Genomic DNA, 20,801 nt, shown 5'->3' on the forward strand with positions numbered 1-20,801 from the left:
CAGGCCACCACCCAGGTGCTGGGGCTGCTCCAGCAGTGGCTGGCCGACGACCGCTTCACGGACTCACGCCTGGTCCTGCTGACCTCGGGAGCCGTGGCCACCGAGGCCGGTGAGCCGGTGACGGACCTCGCGGGCGCCGCCGTCCACGGTCTGCTGCGCACGGCGCAGGCCGAGAACCCGGACCGCTTCGTCCTCCTGGACATCGACGGCCAGGACGCGTCCCTCGCGGCGCTTCCGGCCGCGCTGGCGGCGGGCGAGGAGCAGCTGGCCGTCCGTGCGGGCGTGGCCCGTATCCCGCGGCTGGCCAGGGTGCCGGTCGCGGACGGGACGACCACTGAGAACACCTTCGGCCCCGAGGGCACGGTGCTGGTGACCGGCGCGTCCGGTTCGCTGGGCGGGCTCGTGGCGCGGCATCTGGTGGCCGAGCGTGGCGTACGGCATCTGCTGCTGGTGAGCCGTCGCGGCGGCGAGGCGCCGGGTGCGAATGAACTCACCACCGAGCTGGCCGAGTTGGGCGCCACGGTGAGCTGGTCGGCATGTGATGTGGCCGACCGGGACGCGCTCGCCGCGGCCCTCGCCGCCGTCCCCGCCGAGCACCCGCTGACCGCCATCGTCCACACCGCCGGTGTGCTGGACGACGGTGTGATCGGCTCCCTCACCCACGAGCGCGTCGACCACGTCATGCGCCCGAAGGTGGACGCGGCGTGGCACCTCCACGAGCTCACCCGCGACCTGGACCTCACCGCCTTCGTACTCTTCTCCTCCGCCTCGGGCGTGTTCGGCACCCCTGGCCAGGGCAACTACGCGGCCGCCAACGCCTTCCTGGACGCCCTGGCCGCACACCGCCGCGCCGAGGGCCTGCCCGCCGTCTCACTGTCCTGGGGCCCCTGGGCGGGCGCCGGTATGGCCGGTGGCCTGGACGAGGCCGACATCAGCCGGATGCGGCGCGCCGGGCTGCCGCCGCTGTCCCCGGCGGAGGGCCTGGCGCTCCTCGACGCCGCGCTCACCACGGACGAGGTGGCACCGGTCCCGATGCGCGTGGACGCCGTGGCGCTGCGCGCCCAGGCCGCGGCGGGCGCGCTCGCGCCGCTGCTGCGCGGGCTGGTGCGGGTCCCGGTGCGCCGCGCGGTGGACACCGCCGCGGGCTGCGGTTCCGCGCTGGCGGAGCGGCTGGCCGGGCTGAGCGCGGCCGAGCAGGACCGGCTGCTGCTGGACCTGGTCCGTACGCAGGTGGCGGCCGTCCTCGGCTATGCGGGCCCGCAGGCCGTCGAGGAGGGCCGGGCGTTCAAGGAGCTGGGCTTCGACTCCCTGACCGCCGTCGAGCTGCGCAACCTGCTGCGTGAGGCCACCGGGCTGCGGCTGCCGCCGACGCTCGTCTTCGACTACCCCACCTCGACCGCCCTGGCGGGCCATCTGCGCCAGGAGATCGTCGGGGACCCGGCCGACGGAGACGTCCCCGACCGGATGATCAGCGCGGTGGACCGCGACGACCCGATCGCGATCGTCGCCATGAGCTGCCGCTTCCCCGGCGGGGTGCACTCGCCCGAGGAGCTGTGGCAGTTGCTGGTGGCCGGTGACGACGCCATCACCCCGTTCCCCGCCGACCGCGGCTGGGACCTCGCCACGCTCTACAGCGACGACCCCGACCTCGAGGGCACCAGCTACACCCGCGAGGGTGGCTTCCTGCACGACGTGGCCGACTTCGACGCCTCGTTCTTCGGCATCTCGCCGCGCGAGGCGCTCGCGATGGACCCGCAGCAGCGGCTGCTGATGGAGACCACCTGGGAGGCGTTCGAGCGGGCCGGGATCGACCCGGCCGCGCTGCGCGGCAGCCGTACCGGGGTCTACATCGGCTCCAACGACCAGGACTACCTGACCCTGTGGCTGAACGAGCCGCAGGGCCTCGAAGGCCACCTCGGCACCGGCAACTCCTCCAGCGTGGCCTCCGGCCGCCTCTCCTACGCCTTCGGGCTCGAAGGCCCCGCGGTCACCATCGACACGGCCTGCTCGTCCTCGGTGGTGGCGCTGCACCTGGCCGCGCAGGCGCTGCGCAGCGGCGAATGCTCGCTCGCGCTGGCCGGTGCCGTCACGGTCATGTCCACCCCGGGCGCCTTCCTGGAGTTCAGCCGGCAGCGCGGACTGGCCGCCGACGGCCGGATCAAGGCGTTCTCCGGTGACGCGGACGGCACCAACTGGTCCGAGGGCGTGGGCCTGTTCCTGGTGGAGCGGCTCTCCGACGCCCGCAGGAACGGTCACCCGGTGCTCGCCGTCCTGCGCTCCACCGCCATCAACCAGGACGGCGCGTCCAACGGCCTGACGGCGCCCAACGGCCCGTCCCAGCAGCGCGTCATCCGGCAGGCCCTCGCCAACGCGGGGCTGTCGGCCACGGACATCGACGCCGTGGAGGCCCACGGCACCGGGACGACGCTGGGCGACCCGATCGAGGCGCAGGCGCTGCTCGCCACCTACGGCCAGGACCGGCCCGAGGACCGGCCGCTGTGGCTGGGTTCGGTGAAGTCCAACATCGGCCACACCCAGGCCGTGGCGGGCGCCGCCGGCATCATGAAGATGGTCATGGCGATGCGGCACGGTGTGCTGCCGCGGACGCTGCACGTCAGCGAGCCGACTCCGCACGTCGACTGGACCGCCGGTGACATCGAGCTGCTGACCGAGGCCCGGCCCTGGCCGGAGACCGGCCGTCCGCGCCGCGCGGGCGTGTCGTCGTTCGGCTTCAGCGGCACCAACTCGCACGCGATCATCGAACAGGCCCCGGCCATGGACGCGGTCTCCGCGCCCGCTCCGGAGCGGTCCCTGCCCGTCCTCGCCTGGCCGGTCTCGGCCCGTACCGAGGACGCGCTACGGGCCCAGGCCGCACGGCTGCGCCCCTCCGTGGCCGCCGGGGCCGACGGTCCGCGCCCGCTCGACCTCGCGTACTCCCTGGCCACCTCGCGCGCCGCCCTGGAACACCGGGCCGTGTTGCTCGGCCGGGACGGCGACCTCCTCGGCGACCAGCTCGCGGCGCTGGCCGAGGGGCGCGGTGCGGCGGGGCTCGTCCAGGGTTCGGTGGCCGGTGGCAAGGTGGCGTTCCTCTTCACCGGTCAGGGCAGCCAGCGGCTCGGCATGGGGCGTGAGCTGTACGACGCGTTCCCCGTATTCGCGGAGGCGCTGGACGCGGTGTGTGCGGAGCTGGACCGGCATCTCGAACGGCCGCTTCGTGAGGTGCTGTTCGGGGAGGACGCCGAGGCGCTGGACCGGACCGGGTTCACCCAGCCCGCGCTGTTCGCGGTCGAGGTGGCGCTGTTCCGGCTCGTCGAGGCGTGGGGCCTGAAGGCGGACTTCCTGTCCGGTCACTCGATTGGTGAGCTGGCCGCCGCGCATGTGGCCGGTGTGCTCTCCCTCACCGACGCGTGCACGCTGGTGGCCGCGCGTGGCCGGCTGATGCAGGAGCTGCCCACCGGTGGCGCGATGATCGCCGTCCAGGCGTCCGAGGACGAGGTGACGCCGCTGCTCACCGAGCGTGTCTCGATCGCCGCGCTCAACGGGCCCACCTCCGTCGTCATCGCGGGTGATGAGGATGCGGCGGCTGAGATCGCGGCCGTATTCGAGGCCCAGGGCCGTAAGACCAAGCGCCTCACGGTCAGCCACGCCTTCCACTCGCCGCGCATGGACGGCATGTTGGACGCGTTCCGCGAGGTGGCGCGGGGGCTCACGTACGAATCCCCGCGCATCCCGATCGTGTCCAACCTGACGGGCGAGCTGGTCTCCACCGAGGAGATCACCAGCCCCGATTTCTGGGTGCGCCACGTCCGCGAGGCGGTCCGTTTCCTCGATGGCGTACGGACGTTGGAAGCCCAGGGCGTCACCACCTACGTCGAGCTGGGCCCCGACGGCGTCCTGACCGCCATGGCCCAGGAGTGCGTCACCGACGCCGACGCGGCCGGTTTCGCCGCCGCGTTGCGCACGGACCGCACCGAGGCCGAGACCGTCACCACCGTGCTCGCCCAGGCGTATGTCCGGGGCGCCGAGGTGGACTGGGCCGGGTACTTCGCCGGGACCGGCGCACACCGCGTCGACCTGCCGACATACGCGTTCCAGCGCCGCCGCTACTGGCCGGACACCGCCCTGGAGGCCGGGACCCCGGCCGAGGGTGCCGTGGACGCGGTGGACGCGCGGTTCTGGGAGGCCGTGGAGCGCGAGGACTGGGAGTCGCTCGCCGGTGAGCTGCGGGTCGAGGGCGACCAGCCGCTCAGCGCGGTGCTGCCCGCCCTGTCGTCGTGGCGCCGCGCCCAGCGCGAGCGGTCCGCCGCCGACGGCCACCTCTACAACGTGGTGTGGAAGCCGCGTCAGCGGGGCGGCCCGTCGGGCGCTCCGGCCCCGTCCGGCACCTGGCTGACCGTCGTCCCGGCGAGCCACGCCGACGACCCGCGGATCACCGCCGTGGCCGGTGATCTGACGCGCCGCGGCGTGCGGGTCGTCACGCTGGAACTGGACGCCGTGGACACCGACCCCGCCGCCGTGGCCGACCGTCTCGCCGCGGCGTCGGCCGACGGCCCGGTGGCCGGGGTGCTGTCCCTGCTGGCGCTGGACGAGCGGCCGCACCCGGAGCATCCGGCGGTGCCGGTCGGCCTCGCGCTGACCGGTGCGCTGGCCGAGGCGCTGGCGCGGCGGGGTGACGACGCCCCGGCGCGGCTGTGGTGCGCCACCCGGGGCGCGGTCTCGACCGGCGGCGCCGACCGGCTGGACAGCGCCACCCAGGCCCAGGTCTGGGGCTACGGACGCGTGGTCGCCCTGGAGCAGCCCGAGCGCTGGGGCGGTCTGGTGGACCTCCCGGAGACCGTGGACGAGCGGGCGCTGGACCGGCTCGCTGCCGTACTCGCCGGGTCGGACGACGAGGACCAGGTGGCGATCCGCCCCACCGGGGTCTTCGTACGCCGCCTCGTCCCGGCCCCGCGCACCGCGGCCACCGCGGCCGCCGAGCCCTGGACACCGCGCGGCACCGTGCTGGTGACCGGTGGCACGGGCGCCCTGGGGCGGCATGTGGCCCGCTGGCTGGCGGACCATGGCGCGGAGCGGCTGGTGCTGCTCAGCCGCCGTGGCCCCGACGCGCCGGGCGCGGCCGAGATCGTGGCCGAACTGTCCGGCACCGACACCGCCGTGACCGTCGAGGCGTGCGATGTGGCCGACCGCCACGCGCTCGCCGCGCTGGTGGAGAAGCTGGCCGTGGACGGCACGCCGGTCCGGGCCGTGGTGCACTCGGCCGGGATCTCCCAGGAGCCCGGCACCGGCACCGAACTCCCCGAGTTCGCCCGGATCTTGGCGGCCAAGACGACCGGTGCGGTCCACCTCGACGCGCTCTTCGGCGCGGACGCCGACCCGCTGGACGCCTTCGTGCTCTTCTCCTCGATCGCCGGGGTGTGGGGCAGTGGCGGCCAGGGCGCCTACGCGGCCGGAAACGCGTTCCTCGACGCGCTGGCCGAACAGCGCCGGGCCCGTGGCCTGCCCGCCACCTCCGTGGCCTGGGGCCCGTGGGCGGAGGGCGGCATGGCCGCCGAGGGCGACGCCGAGGAGCAGCTGCGCCGCCGCGGACTGCCGCCCATGGCACCGGAGGTGAACATGGTCGCCTTCCAGCGGGTGCTCTCCCGCGAGGAGACCGCCGTGACGGTGGCGGATGTCGACTGGGAGCGTTTCGCCCCGGCCTTCACCGCCGCCCGCCCCCGCCCGCTGATCGACGATCTGCCGCAGGTGGCCAGGGCCCTGCGCGGCGGCGACGACGGCGGGCCGGCGGACACGGCGGCGGCCGACGGCGCGTCGGGCCTGCGCGAGCGGCTCGCCGGGCGGTCCGCGGCCGAGCGAAAGGACACGGTGCTGGAGCTGGTCCGCACCCATGTGGCCAGCGCCCTCGGCCACGCCTCCGCCGACGAGGTCGAGGCCGGGCGCGCCTTCAACGAGTTGGGCTTCGACTCGCTCACCGCGGTCGAGCTGCGCACCCGGCTCGGCGCGGCCACCGGCCTCAAGCTGCCCGCCAGCCTGGTCTACGACTACCCGACACCGGCCGCGCTCGCCGAGCACCTGCTGACCGAGCTGGTCCCGGACGGACCGGACCACGGCCACGCCCTGCCCGATGTGGACCTCGATCCGCAGGACGTCGAGCTGCGCCGCACCCTGGCCACCATCCCGATGAGCCGGATCCGGGAGGCCGGGCTGCTGGACACGCTGCTCAGGCTGGCCGATCCACAAGCCGCCACTTCCGACCCCAGCCGCGCCGAGGAAGAGGCGGAGTCCATCGACGAGATGGACGTCCAGCACCTCATCGACATGGCGCTCGACCTCGACAGCCTCGACGGCAACGATTCCTGACGCGGGCCCAAGCACGGAGTACACGATGACAACCCCCAACGAAAAGCTCGTTGACGCGCTGCGGGCCTCGCTGAAGGAAACCGAGCGGCTGCGGAAACAGAACCAGCAGCTCACCGACGCCTCCCGGGAACCGATCGCGATCGTCGGCATGAGCTGCCGATTCCCCGGCGGCGTCGGCAGCCCCGAGGAGCTGTGGCGGCTGGTGGCGGACGGCCAGGACGCCATCTCCGGCTTCCCCGACGACCGCGGCTGGGACATCGAGGCGCTGTACGACCCGGACCCGGAGCGCGAGGGCACGTTCTACGCCCGCGGGGGCGGCTTCCTGTACGACGCCAGCCGGTTCGACCCGGGCTTCTTCGGGATCTCACCGCGCGAGGCACTCGCGATGGACCCGCAGCAGCGGCTGCTGCTGGAGACGTCGTGGGAGGCGTTCGAGCGGGCCGGGATCGACCCGGCGACGGTGCGGGGTTCGCGCACCGGTGTGTTCGTCGGCGCGTCCACGCAGGCGTACGGGGCGGGGGAGTACGACCTGCCGGAGGGTGTCGAGGGCCATCTGCTCACCGGTACCGCCTCCAGCGTCGCGTCCGGGCGGCTCTCCTACGCCTTCGGCCTCGAGGGCCCGGCGGCCACCATCGACACCGCCTGCTCCTCGTCCTCGGTCGCGCTGCACCTGGCGGTCCAGGCGCTGCGCCAGAGCGAGTGCTCGCTGGCGGTGGCGGCGGGCGCGACCGTGCTGTCCTCGCCGGACGTGTTCGTGGAGTTCAGCCGACAGCGCGGCCTCTCCGCCGACGGCCGCTGCAAGTCCTTCGCGGCCTCGGCGGATGGCACCGGCTGGTCCGAGGGTGTCGCCGTGCTGCTGGTCGAGCGGCTGTCGGACGCGCGCAGGAACGGCCACCCGGTGCTGGCGGTGGTGCGTGGCAGCGCCGTGAACCAGGACGGTGCGTCCAATGGCCTGACGGCGCCGAACGGGCCGTCCCAGCGGCGTGTCATCCGGCAGGCCCTGGAGAACGCCCGGCTCTCCGCCGCCGATGTGGACGCGGTGGAGGCGCACGGCACGGGTACGACGCTGGGCGACCCGATCGAGGCGCAGGCGCTGCTCGCCACGTACGGCCAGGAGCGACCGGAGGGGCGGCCGCTGTGGCTCGGCTCGCTGAAGTCGAACATCGGCCACACCCAGAACGTCGCCGGTATCGGCGGTGTCATCAAGATGGTCATGGCGATGCGGCACGGGGTGCTGCCGCAGACGCTGCACGTGGACGAGCCCACCCCACATGTCGACTGGTCGGCGGGAGAGGTGTCCCTGCTGACCGAGGCGCGGCCGTGGCCCGAGACCGGCCGGCCGCGCCGGGCGGGTGTGTCGTCGTTCGGTGTGAGCGGCACGAATGTGCACACCATCATCGAGCAGGCGCCGGAGGAGGCGGAGGTTGCGGAGGCTGCGGAGGCGCCTTCGGGCGCTGTGGCTCCCGGTGTGCTGCCGTGGGTGCTTTCGGGGCGGGGTGCGGGTGCGCTGCGTGCTCAGGCGGAGCGGCTGGTGGCGCATGTGGAGGGGCGCGACGAGCTGCGGCCGGTGGATGTGGGGTTCTCGCTGGCGACCGGGCGGTCCGCCTTTGAGCACCGTGCGGTGGTGGTCGCTGAGGGCCGGGATGGGCTGCTGGCCGGGCTGGGTGCGCTGGCGCGAGAGGAATCCGCGCCCGGGCTCGTCGAAGGCTCGGTGGCCGGTGGCAAGGTGGCGTTCCTGTTCACCGGGCAGGGGAGTCAGCGGCTGGGGATGGGGCGTGAGCTCTACGCGTCCTATCCGGCGTTCGCCGAGGCTCTGGACGCGGTGTGTGCGGAGCTGGACCCGCATCTCGCACGGCCTTTGAAGGACGTCCTGTTCGGGGATGACGCCGAGGCGCTGGATCAGACGGGGTTCACTCAGCCCGCGTTGTTCGCGGTTGAGGTGGCGTTGTTCCGGCTGGTTTCGGAGGCGTGGGGGCTGCGGCCCGACTTCCTTTCCGGGCATTCGATCGGTGAGCTGGCCGCCGCGCATGTGGCGGGTGTGCTCTCGCTTGCGGACGCGGCGAAGCTGGTCGCGGCGCGTGGGCGGTTGATGCAGGAGCTTCCTGCGGGCGGCGCGATGATCGCGGTGCAGGCGTCCGAGGACGAGGTGGCGCCGCTGCTGACCGAGCGCGTCTCGATCGCCGCGCTCAACGGGCCGTCGTCCGTGGTCATCGCGGGTGATGAGGACGCGGCTCTGGAGATCGCTTCTGGTTTTGAGGCGCAGGGTCGTAAGACCAAGCGGCTCACGGTCAGCCATGCGTTCCACTCGCCGCGTATGGACGGGATGTTGGAGGCGTTCCGCGAGGTCGCGGAGGGGCTGTCGTACGAGGCCCCGCGCATCCCGATCGTCTCCAACCTCACCGGTGCCGTCGTCTCCGCCGAGGAGATCACGACCGCCGACTTCTGGGTGCGCCATGTCCGCGAGGCCGTCCGCTTCCTGGACGGGGTGCGGACCCTGGAGGCGCAGAACGTCTCGACGTTCATCGAGCTGGGCCCGGACGGCGTCCTGACCGCCATGGCCCAGGACTGCGTGACCGGCGAGGACGCCGCGTTCATCTCGGCGCTGCGCAGGGACCGTCACGAGGCCGAGGCGCTGACCACGGCCGTCGCCCGGGCCCATGTCCGTGGTGTGGCGCCGGACTGGGCCGCGTACTTCGCCGGGACCGGCGCGCACCGCGTCGATCTGCCGACGTACGCCTTCCAGCGCGAGCGGTTCTGGCTGGAGCCGGGCGCGGCGTCCGTGGGCGATGTGGCCTCCGTGGGGCTGGAGTTGGCGGGGCATCCGCTGCTGGGCGCGGCGGTGCCGCTGGCGGAGTCCGATGGGCTGGTGTTCACGGGACGGCTGGGCCTCGACACCCATCCGTGGCTGGCCGAGCACACGGTCCGGGACGCGGTGGTGCTGCCGGGCTCGGCGTTCGTCGAGCTTGCCGTCCGGGCCGGTGACCAGCTCGGCTGTGACCTTCTCGACGAGCTGACCCCGCACACCCCGCTGGTGCTGCCCGTACGCGGTGGCGTCCGGCTGCAGATCACGGTCGGCGCGCCGGACGACGCCGGGCACCGCTCGTTCACCGTCTCCTCCCGCGCGGAGGACGCCCCCGCCGACACGGCATGGGTGCGCAACGCGAGCGGTGTGCTCGCCTCCGGCGCCCCCAGCCCGTCGTTCGACCTCGTCGAGTGGCCGCCGACCGCCGCCGAGGCCATCGAGCCCGAGGCGCTCTACGCCCGGCTGGCCGAGGGCGGGCTGCGGTACGGCCCGGCGTTCCAGGGGCTCACGGCCGCCTGGCGGCGCGGGGACGAACTCTTCGCCGAGGTCCGGCTGGACGACGACACCAAGCCCGGTGCCGAGGAGTTCGCCGTCCATCCGGCGCTGCTGGACGCCGCCCTGCACGTCCTTCACGGCCGCGACGGCGCCCAGCTGACCGATGGCTGGCGGGGCGTCTCCCTGTACGCGGAGGGCGCGTCCGCGCTGCGCGTGCGGATCGCACCCGCCGGGGCCGACATGGTGTCCCTGGCGCTCGCCGATGCCACGGGCGAGCCGGTCGCCGCCGTGGACGGCCTGCGGTGTCGTCCGCTGCCCGACGACCTCACCGGTGACGCGGACGTGGTGCGGCAGAGCCTGTTCCGGCTGGACTGGGTGGCCCCGCGGACCGCCTCCGCCGGTCCGGACGCCGCCACCCGCCGTATTGCCCTGGGCGACGATCCGTTCGGGCTGGTCGCGGCCGGAGTGGCCGCCGCCTCCGCCCCCGACCTGGCCGCGCTGGGCGGGTCCGTCGAGGCGGGCGACACCGCCGCCCCCGAGCTGGTCCTCGCGTCCTTCGCGCCCGCGTCCGGCGACGCGAACGAGGACGTGGCCGAGGCCGCGCACCGGGAGGCGCGGCGTGCGCTGGCCCTGGTGCAGGGCTGGCTGGCCGATGAGCGGTTCGCCGACGCGCGCCTGGTGCTCGTCACCCGGGGCGCGATGGCCGCCGATGCCGAGGAGGGCGTCACCGACCTGGCGCACGCGCCCCTGTGGGGTCTGGTGCGCTCCGCCGAGACCGAGAACCCCGGCCGCTTCGTCCTCGTCGACCTCGACGAGACCTCCGCCGACGCGCTCTCCGACGCCCTGGCCACCGGGGAACCGGAGCTCGCCCTGCGCGCGGGCCGCGCCCTCGCCCCCCGCCTGACCCGCGCCTCGGCCCCGACCCCGGGTTCGGGTCCGGCGCTGGGCTCGGCCCCGGGCTTGGGTTCGGTCCCGGTCTCGGGCTCCGGTTCGGCCCTGGGCTCGGCCCCGGCCTCGGCCTCGGCCCCGGTCCCGGTCTCGGGCTCCGGTTCGGCCCTGGGTTCGGCCCCGGGCTCAGCCTCGGGCTCGGGCTTGGCCCCGGGTTCGGCCTCGGGCTCGGCCCCGGGCTGGGATTCGGCCCTGGGCTCGGTCTCGGGCTCGGTCTCGGGCTCGGGCTCGGGCCCGGGCTGGGATTCGGCCCTGGGCTCGGTCCCGGGCTCGGCCTCGGACTCGGCCTCGGGTTCGCACTCGGCCCCGGCCTCGGCCCCGGGCTCGGGTTCGGCCCTGGGCTCGGGCTCGGGTTCGGCCCTGGGCTCGGGCTCGGGTTCGGCCCCGGTCCCGGTCTCGGGCTCCGGTTCGGCCCTGGGTTCGGCCCCCGCCTCGGGCTCGGGTTCGGCCCCGGACTCGGGCTCGGCCTCGGGCTCGGGTTCGGCCCCGGACTCGGGCTCGGCCTCGGGCTCCGGTTCGGCCCTGACCCCGGGCTCGGCCCCGGCCTCGGGCTCAGCTCCGGCCCTGGGGTCGGCGTCGGGCTCGACCTCGGTCCCGGCCCGGGACAACAACTGCGTGGCCGCCGCCCCGGCGTTCGACGCCGACGGCACCGTGCTCATCACCGGCGGCACCGGCGCCCTCGGCCGGCTGCTCGCCCGCCACCTGGTGGCCGAGCACGGCGTACGCCACCTGCTGCTGACCAGCCGCCGTGGCGCGGACGCCGACGGCGCCGCCGAACTGGCCGCCGAACTCCGTACGCGGGGCGCCGAAGTCACTCTCGCCGCCTGCGACGCCGCGGACCGCGACGCGCTCGCCGCCACCCTGGCCGCTGTCCCGGCCGAGCATCCGCTGACGGCCGTCGTTCACACCGCCGGTGTGCTGGACGACGGCACGGCCGCCGCCCTGACGACCGAGCAGCTGGAGCGGGTGCTGCGTCCCAAGGTGGACGCGGCGTGGAATCTGCACGAGCTGACCCGCGACCTCGACCTGTCCGCGTTCGTGCTGTTCTCCGCCATCGCGGGCACGCTGGGCGGCGCGGGCCAGGCCAACTACGCCGCGGCCAACGTCTTCCTCGACGCCCTCGCCGCACACCGCCACGCGGCGGGCCTGCCCGCCACCTCGCTGGTGTGGGGCCTGTGGGCCCAGCCGGGCGGGATCACCGGCGGTCTGACCGAGACCGATCTGCTGCGGCTGGCCCGCAGCGGCATGGGCGCCCTCACCGACGACGAGGGCATGGCGCTCTTCGACGCCGCCCACCGCACCGGCCGTACCCTGCTGATCCCGGCCCGCCTCGACCTCGCCGCGCTGCGCTCCGCCGCCGGAGCCGGCCCGGTCCCGGCGCTGCTGCGCGGGCTGATCCGGACCACTGGCCGGCGCACCGCCGTGGGCGCGCTCGCCGCCGGTTCGTCCCTGGCCGGGCGGCTGCGCGCGCTCTCCCCGAACGAGCGCCGCCGGACGCTGCTGGACCTCGTACGCGGCCATGTGGCCACGGCCCTCGGCCATGCCTCCGCCGACGCCATCGAGGCGCGCCGCGCCTTCAAGGAGCTGGGCTTCGACTCGCTCACCGCCGTCGAACTGCGCAACCGGCTCTCCGCCGCCACCGGGCTCAAGCTGCCCACCACGATCGTCTTCGACCACCCCAACCCCACCGTCCTCGCCGACCATCTGCGCGCCGAACTCCTCGGCCCGGACGAGAACGAGAACGAGGCCGGGGCCGAGCCGGCGGACCCGGCACTCGCCGCCACCGCCGCCACCGCCGCCACCGCCGCCTCCCTCGCCGACGACCCGATCGCCATCGTCGCGATGGGCTGCCGCTACCCCGGCGACGTCCGCTCGCCCGAGGACCTGTGGCAGCTCGTGGCCACGGGCTCGGACGCCATCACCGGATTCCCCGTCAACCGCAACTGGGAGAGCCAGTGGGCGGCGGACGGCGACGAGGCCGACGCGGGCCCGTCCGACTACGCCCGCGCCGGTGGCTTCCTCCACGACGCGGACCTCTTCGACGCCGCGTTCTTCGGCATCTCGCCGCGCGAGGCGCTGGCCATGGACCCGCAGCAGCGGCTGCTGCTGGAAACGTCCTGGGAGGTCTTCGAACGCGCCGGGATCGACCCGGACTCGCTGCGCGGCCGCTCGGTCGGCGTGTTCGTCGGCGCGGCCTACAGCGGCTACGACGCGGGCCTGGAGCAGGCCGGTTCGGAGGTCGCGGGCCATGTGATGACGGGCAACGCGGGCAGCGTCATGTCCGGCCGTATCGCCTATGCCCTCGGTCTGGAGGGCCCGGCGGTCACCGTCGACACGGCCTGTTCGTCGTCGCTCGTGGCGCTGCACTGGGCGATCCAGGCGCTGCGCCAGGGCGAGTGCACGATGGCGCTCGCGGGCGGTGTCACCGTGATGACGACGCCCGGCCACTTCACCGAGTTCAGCCGCCAGGGCGGTCTGGCCGCCGACGGCCGCTGCAAGGCGTTCGCGGCCGGGGCGGACGGCACCGGCTGGGGCGAGGGCGTCGGCATGCTGCTCGTGGAGCGGCTGTCGGACGCGCGGCGCAACGGCCACCAGGTGCTGGCCGTGGTGCGCGGCTCGGCCGTCAACCAGGACGGTGCGAGCAATGGCCTCACCGCGCCGAACGGCCCGTCCCAGCAGCGTGTCATCCGTAAGGCGCTGGTCAGCGCCGGGCTGACCAGCGGCGATGTGGACGTGGTCGAGGCGCACGGCACGGGTACGACGCTGGGCGACCCGATCGAGGCGCAGGCGCTGCTCGCCACCTACGGTCAGGAGCGGCCCGACGGGCAGCCCCTGCTGCTCGGCTCCATCAAGTCCAACATCGGCCACGCCCAGGCGGCGGCCGGTGTCGCCGGAATCATCAAGATGGTGATGGCGATGCGGCACGGTGTGCTGCCGCGGACGCTGCACGTGGACGAGCCGTCGCCGCATGTCGACTGGACGGCCGGTGACATCGCGCTGCTGACCGAGCGGATGGAGTGGCCGGAGACCGGCCGCGCGCGCCGGGCCGCGGTGTCCTCGTTCGGCATCAGCGGCACCAACGCGCACACCATCATCGAGCAGGCCCCGGCCATCGTCGCCGAGCCGGTGGCGGACGCCGAGCGGGACGGCTCCGGTGTGCTGCCGTACGCGCTCTCCGCCAAGGGCACCGACGCCCTGCGCGCCCAGGCCGAGCGGCTCTACGCCCATCTGACCACCCAGCCCGACCTCGAACCGGTCGACGTGGCCCACACCCTGGCCACGGGCCGCGCCGCGCTGGACGCACGCGCGGTGCTGGTCGCGGACGGCAGGGACGACCTGCTGGCCGGTCTTGACGCGCTGGCGCGGGGGGAGTCCGCGCCGGGGCTGATCCAGGGCGCGGTCGCCGAGGGCGAGACGGCGTTCCTGTTCACGGGGCAGGGAAGCCAGCGGCTGGGGATGGGCCGCGAGCTGTACCACGCCTATCCGGTGTTCGCCGACGCGCTGGACGCGGTGTGCGATGAGCTGGACCAGCACCTTGAACGGCCGTTGAAGACGGTGCTGTTCGGGGAGGATGCCGAGGCGCTGGATCAGACGGGGTTCACTCAGCCCGCCCTGTTCGCGGTTGAGGTGGCGCTGTTCCGTCTCGTTGAGGCGTGGGGTCTGACGCCGGACTACCTGTCGGGTCACTCGATCGGTGAGCTGGCCGCCGCGCATGTGGCGGGTGTGCTGTCTTTGGCGGATGCGGCGAAGCTGGTGGCCGCGCGTGGGCGGCTGATGCAGGAGCTGCCCACCGGTGGCGCGATGATCGCCGTCCAGGCGTCGGAGGACGAGGTGGCGCCGCTGCTGACCGACCGGGTCAGCATCGCCGCGCTCAACGGGCCCACGTCCCTCGTCATCGCGGGCGATGAGGACGCGGCGCTGGAGATCGCGGCCGGTTTTGAGGCGCAGGGTCGTAAGACCAAGCGGCTCACGGTGAGCCACGCGTTCCACTCGCCGCGCATGGACGGCATGTTGGACGCGTTCCGCGAGGTGGCGCAGGGGTTGTCGTACGAGGCCCCGCGCATCCCGATCGTCTCCAACCTCACCGGCAACGTGGTGTCCGCCGAGGAGATCACGACGGCCGACTTCTGGGTGCGCCACGTCCGCGAGGCCGTCCGCTTCCTCGATGGCGTCCGGACCCTCGAGGCCCAGGGCGTCACCACGTTCATCGAGCTGGGCCCCGATGGTGTGCTCACCGCGATGGCGCAGGAGTGCGTGACCGACGCCGCGTCCGATGCCGCGTTCGTCTCGGCGCTGCGCAAGGACCGGCCCGAGGCCGAGGCGCTGACCACGGCCCTCGCCCGCGCGTATGTGCGCGGCGTGGCGCCGGACTGGGCCGGGTACTTCGCCGGGACCGGCGCGCACCGCGTGGACCTGCCGACGTACGCCTTCCAGCACCGCCGCTACTGGCCCGAGGAGCCGGTGGCGAGCCTGGCCGCCGCCTCGGGTGTCGACGGCTGGCGGTACCAGGTGGCGTGGAAGCCGCTGTCGCTGGGCTCCGCGGCCCGGCTGTCCGGGGTGTGGCTCGTCGTCGCCCCGGCCGGGGACGCCGCCGCCGACGCGTGGACGGACGGTGTCGTCCGTACGCTGACCGAGCGGGGCGCCGAAGCACGGCGGCTCGACCTGGCCGACGAGGACCGCGCGGGGATCGCCGAGCGGCTGCGTACGGCGGCCGGTGGTGGCGCCGTGGCCGGTGTGCTCTCGCTGCTGGCCACCGGCGACGCCGACGCCCTGCTGCCCACGGCCGCCCTCGTGCAGGCCATGGGTGACGCCGCGATCGACGCGCCGCTGTGGTGTGCCACCCGGGGCGCGGTCTCGACGGGGCGTCAGGGCGAGCCGGTGGACCCGGCCCGCGCCCAGGTCTGGGGCCTGGGCCGGGTGGCGGCCCTGGAGCTGCCCGACCGCTGGGGCGGTCTCATCGACCTCCCCGAGACGCTGACCGACCGGGTGCTCTCGCGGCTCGCGGTGGTGCTCGCCGGGGCCGGGGACGAGGACCAGATCGCGGTCCGCGCCTCCGGGGTGTTCGGCCGCCGGCTGGCGCGGGCGACCGCACGGCAGGTGGCGGAGTCCGAGGGCTGGAGCGCCCACGGCACGGTGCTGGTGACGGGCGGTACGGGCGCGCTGGGCGGCCAGGTGGCCCGTTGGCTGATCGACAAGGGCGCCGAACATGTGGTGCTCACCAGCCGCCGGGGCCTCGACGCCCCCGGCGCGGCCGAGCTGCGCGATGAACTCGCCGCCACCGGTGCCCGGATCACGGTCGCCGCGTGCGATGTGGCCGACCGGGAGGCCCTGACCGGGCTGCTGGCCGACCTCCCCGCCGAGTTCCCGCTGACGGCCGTGGTGCACGCGGCCGGGGTGCTGGACGACGGCGTCCTGGAGTCGCTGACTCCCGAGCGCTTCGTCTCCGTCCTGCGCGCGAAGGCCGATGCCGCGCTCGCGCTGGACGAGCTGACGCGCGATCTTGACCTGTCCGCGTTCGTGCTGTTCTCCTCGACCAGTGGCACCGTGGGCGCCGCGGGCCAGGCCAACTACGCCGCCGCGAACGCCTTCCTGGACGCGCTGGCCGAGCTGCGCCGCGCCCAGGGCTTGCCCGCCACCTCGATCGCCTGGGGCCCGTGGGCCGCGGGCGGTATGGCCGCCGACGAGGCGCTGGAGCAGCGGATGCGCCGCGCCGGGATGCCGCCGATGGACGCCGATCTCGCGATCGACGCCCTGGAGCGCGCCCTCGACCTGGGCGACGCGGCCGTGACCGTGGCGGATGTCGACTGGGACCGGTTCGCGCCGGGCTTCACCGCGGGCCGCCCGAGCCCCCTGCTGGCCGACCTGCCCGAGGTGCGCCAGGCCGCCGTCACCGCGACCAGCGACGCCGCGCCCGCCGAGACGGCCTCCGCGCTCGCCCGGCGCCTCCTCGGCCTGCCCGAGGCGGAGCGCCACCGGGCGCTGCTGGACCTCGTACGGACCCACGTCGCGGAGGTCCTCGGTCACGCCGACGCGTCCGACATCAGCGCCGAACGGGCCTTCCGCGACATCGGTTTCGACTCCCTCACCGCCGTCGAACTGCGCAACGGCCTCAACGCCGCCACCGATCTGCGGCTGCCCGCCACGCTCATCTACGACTACCCGACGCCGATCGCCCTCGCCGACCACCTCTTCGCCGAACTGCTCGGCGGGCAGGTGGCGGCCACGGGCGGCGCGTCGCCGGTGGCGGGCGTGGTGGCCGACGACGATCCGATCGCGATCGTCGCGATGAGCTGCCGCTTCCCGGGCGGTGTCCGCACCCCCGAGGAGCTGTGGCGGCTGCTGGTGTCCGGTACGGACGTCATCTCGGACATGCCCGCCGACCGCGGCTGGGACCTCCACACGCTCTACAACCCGGACCCGGATGTCGAGGGCACCTCCTACGTCCGCGAAGGCGGCTTCCTGCGGGACGCTGCCGACTTCGACCCGGCGTTCTTCGGGATCTCGCCGCGTGAGGCGCTCGCGATGGACCCGCAGCAGCGGCTGCTGCTGGAGACGTCGTGGGAGGCGTTCGAGCGGGCCGGGATCGACCCGGCGACGCTGCGCGGCTCCACCGCCGGTGTCTTCGTCGGCACCAACGGCCAGGACTATCTGTCCCTGCTGCTGGGCGACTCGCAGGGCCTCGAAGGCCACATGGGCACGGGCAACGCGGCCAGCGTGATCTCGGGCCGGCTCGCGTACACCTTCGGTCTCGAAGGCCCGGCGGTCACCATCGACACCGCCTGCTCCTCCTCGCTGGTCGCCCTCCACTCGGCGATCCAGGCGCTGCGCGGCGGCGAGTGCTCGATCGCGCTCGCGGGCGGTGTGACCGTGATGTCCACGCCCGGTGTGTTCGTGGACTTCAGCCGACAGCGCGGACTCGCGGAGGACGGCCGGATCAAGGCGTTCGCGGCCGGGGCGGACGGCACCGGCTGGGGCGAGGGCGTCGGCATGCTGCTCGTGGAGCGGCTGTCGGACGCGCGGCGCAATGGCCACCCGGTGCTCGCGCTCGTGCGCGGCACGGCGGTCAACCAGGACGGTGCGAGCAACGGTCTGACGGCGCCGAACGGTCCGTCGCAGCAGCGGGTGATCCGGCAGGCGCTGGCGGGTGCGGGTCTTTCGGCGTCCGAGGTGGACGCGGTCGAGGCCCACGGCACGGGCACCAAGCTGGGCGACCCGATCGAGGCGCAGGCGCTGCTCGCCACGTACGGCCAGGACCGGGCGGAGGGACAGCCGCTGCTGCTCGGCTCCATCAAGTCCAACATCGGCCACACGCAGGCCGCGGCCGGTGTCGCCGGTGTGATGAAGATGGTCCTCGCCATGCGGCACGGGATGCTGCCGAGGACACTGCACGTGGACGAGCCCACCCCGCATGTGGACTGGTCGGCGGGCGACATCAGCCTGCTGACGGAGGCCCGGGAGTGGCCGGAGACCGGCCGTCCGCGTCGTGCGGGCATCTCGTCGTTCGGCTTCAGCGGCACCAATGCCCACGCCGTGCTGGAAGAGGCTCCGGAGGCTGTCGCTGAGGCCGTGGCGGACGCCGATGAGGGCCCGGCGGCCCTGCCGGTGCTGCTCTCGGCCCGTACGGAAGACGGGCTGCGCGCCCAGGCCGAGCAGTTGCACGGCCACCTGACCGCGCGGACCGGGCTCCGTACCGCCGACCTCGGCTACGCGCTCGCCGTGGGCCGTTCGGCCTTCGAGGAGCGCGCGGCGCTGGTCGCCGAGGACCGGGACGGGCTGCTGTCCGGTCTGGAGGCGCTCGCCGAGGGCCGTACGGCGGCCGGGCTCGTGCGGGGCGCGGTGGCCGGTGGCCGGGTGGCGTTCCTGTTCACCGGGCAGGGCAGCCAGCGGCTCGGCATGGGCCGTGAGCTGTACTACGCGTACCCGGCCTTCGCGGAGGCGCTGGACGCGGTCTGCGATGAGCTGGACCAGCACCTTGAACGGCCGTTGAAGACGGTGCTGTTCGGGGATGACGCCGAGGCACTGGATCAGACGGGGTTCACTCAGCCCGCGTTGTTCGCGGTCGAGGTGGCGTTGTTCCGGCTGGTTTCGGAGGCGTGGGGGCTGCGGCCCGACTTCCTCTCCGGGCATTCGATCGGTGAGCTGGCCGCCGCGCATGTGGCGGGTGTGCTGTCTTTGGCGGACGCGGCGAAGCTGGTTGCCGCGCGTGGGCGGCTGATGCAGGAGCTGCCCACCGGTGGCGCGATGATTGCCGTCCAGGCGTCGGAGGACGAGGTGGCGCCGCTGCTGAATGAGCGGGTGTCGATCGCCGCGCTCAACGGGCCGTCGTCGGTGGTCATCGCGGGTGATGAGGACGCGGCCGTGGAGGTCGCTTCCGGTTTCGAGGCGCAGGGTCGGAAGACCAAGCGGCTCACGGTGAGCCACGCGTTCCACTCGCCGCGTATGGACGGGATGCTGGAGGCGTTCCGCGAGGTCGCGGAGGGGCTGTCGTACGAGGCCCCGCGCATCCCGATCGTCTCCAACCTGACCGGCAACGTGGTGTCCGCCGAGGAGATCACGACCCCCGACTTCTGGGTCCGCCACGTCCGCGAGGCCGTGCGCTTCCTGGATGGCATCCGCACCCTCGAAGCGCGCAACGTCACCACGTTCATCGAGCTGGGCCCGGACGGGGTCCTGACCGCGATGGCGCACGAGTGCGTGACCGACGCCGCGTCCGACGCCGCGTTCATCTCCGCGCTGCGCAAGGACCGTCCCGAGGCCGAGGCGCTGACCACGGCCGTCGCCCGCGCGTATGTGCACGGCGTGGCGGTGGACTGGGCGGCCTTCTACGCGGGGACCGGCGCCACCCGGCTGGCGCCGGACGAGCTGGCCGAGCTGCCCACGTACGCCTTCCAGCGGCAGCGCTACTGGCCGAAGGTCTCGTCGCTGTTCCTCGGCGACGTGGCCGCCGTCGGACTCGGCCAGGCCGAGCACCCGTTGCTCGGAGCCAGCGCCGAACTGCCCAGCGCGGACGGGATGTTGTTCACCGGGCGGCTGGCGCTCTCCACGCACCCGTGGCTGGCCGATCACACCATCATGGACACCGTGCTGCTGCCGGGCACCGCGTTCGTGGAGCTCGCGGTCCGGGCCGGTGACCAGGTCGGCTGTGAGCTGCTGGAGGAGCTGACCCTCGAAGCGCCGCTGGTCCTGCCCGAGGACGGCGGTGTCCAGCTGCGGCTGTGGGTCGGCGCCGCTGATGACACCGGCCGCCGCCCGCTGGAACTGCACTCCCGGGCCGAGCACCTGTCGGCCGAGGAGCCGTGGACCCGGCACGCGTCCGGTGTGCTGGCGTCCGGCGGTGCGCCGGAGGCGTCGTTCGAGCTGAGCGAGTGGCCTCCGGCGGACGCCGCCGAGGTCGAGGTCGGTGACCGTTACGCCGAGCTGCGGGACGTCGGTTTCGCGTACGGGCCCGCGTTCCAGGGGCTGCACAAGGCGTGGCGGCGAGGCGGCGAGGTGTTCGCCGAGGTGGCGCTGGACGAGGGCACGGCCGAGGAGGCCGCCGCGTTCGGGCTGCACCCGGCGCTGCTGGACGCCGCGCTGCACGCGCTCGGCCTGGCCGGGCTCGGCGGCACCGAGACCGAGGGGCGGCTGCCGTTCGCCTGGACCGGGGTGTCGCTGTACGCGAGCGGCGCGGCCACGCTGCGGGTGCGGATGGCCGCCGTGGGCGGCGACGGCGTCCGGCTGGAGATCGCGGACGCCACCGGCGCGCCGGTCGCGGCCGTGGACTCGCTGGTGCTGCGCCCGGTCTCGGCCGAGCAGTTGGAGAGCGCGCGCACGGCCTACCACGAGTCGCTGTACCGCGTGGAGTGGACGACGGCCGCACCCGCGGACGTGGCCGACGCTTCGGCCGACGGCCGCTGGGCGGTGCTGGGCACGGATGCGTTCGGATTGGGCGCCACGGCATACGCGGACCTCGCGGAGCTGGGCGAGGCCGTCGATTCCGGAACGGCGCTGCCGGACCAGGTCGTGGTGGACCTGACGCATCAAGCCCGTCCGGCCGTGCACTCGGACGGCGCGGCGTCTGAAGGCCCGGGTGCGGCAAATCAAGCCCGTCCGGCGTTTGAGGACACGCCCGAAGGGCGTCCGGGCGTGCACTCGGACGGCGCGGCACTCGAATGCCCGGGTACGGCATCTCCAGCCCGTCCGGCGCTTGAGGACCGGG

The 20,801-nt window shown here is 74.3% G+C and carries 2 protein-coding genes; both read left to right on the plus strand.

Features of this window, described 5'->3' with window-relative positions:
• Positions 1–6,357, plus strand: a 6,357-nt coding sequence (locus GWI24_RS19515) for a type I polyketide synthase (RefSeq protein WP_210947211.1), incomplete at its 5' end; no start/stop codon positions are given.
• A 25-nt stretch (positions 6,358–6,382) separates the two neighbouring features.
• A partial coding sequence (locus tag GWI24_RS45335) for a type I polyketide synthase (RefSeq protein WP_247616598.1) occupies positions 6,383–20,801 on the plus strand: 14,419 nt, incomplete at its 3' end.

Source organism: Streptomyces sp. MK37H (genome assembly GCF_018035285.1).
Lineage (GTDB): Bacteria > Actinomycetota > Actinomycetes > Streptomycetales > Streptomycetaceae > Streptomyces > Streptomyces endocoffeicus.